Origin of the sequence: Escherichia sp. AM3 (genome assembly GCF_032029835.1) — a bacterium.
Classification (GTDB): Bacteria; Pseudomonadota; Gammaproteobacteria; order Enterobacterales; family Enterobacteriaceae; genus Escherichia; species Escherichia coli.
This window is the reverse complement of the sequence record NZ_JAVUPQ010000604.1, coordinates 1-416: the sequence shown is the minus strand read 5'-3', so window position 1 is coordinate 416 and position 416 is coordinate 1. Positions and strand designations below refer to the sequence as shown.

General features: G+C 55.3%; 1 protein-coding gene. It reads right to left on the bottom strand.

What is annotated here, in order from left to right:
- The coding region (locus RTW80_RS27480) for an ATP-binding protein (RefSeq protein ID WP_312721251.1) at positions 1–416 on the bottom strand (416 nt) is incomplete at both ends.

Sequence of the window (416 nt, the reverse complement as noted above, 5' to 3'; positions counted from 1 at the left end):
CCCTCGTACTGATCGACGATTTCCCTGGCGACGGATAATCCGACGCCCTGGCCTGGCCGCAGCGTATCGGCGCGCTGACCGCGATCGAACACCACTTCGCGTTTATTACGGGGAATGCCAGGACCATCATCCTCAACGATAATATGCAGTTCGTTATCCGTTACCCGCGCGGACACCTCGACAAACTCCAGACAATATTTGCAGGCGTTATCGAGCAGGTTTCCCATCACTTCCATAAAGTCATTTTTCTCACCGACAAAGCTAATTTCCGGTGAGATATCCAGACTGATGTTGACCCCTTTACGCTGGTACACCTTGTTTAGCGCAGAGGTGAGGTTATCCAGCAGCGGGGCTACCGGGTGCAGTTCACGGCTCAACAGGGCGCTTCCGGAACGCATGCTCGCGCGGTGCAGGGA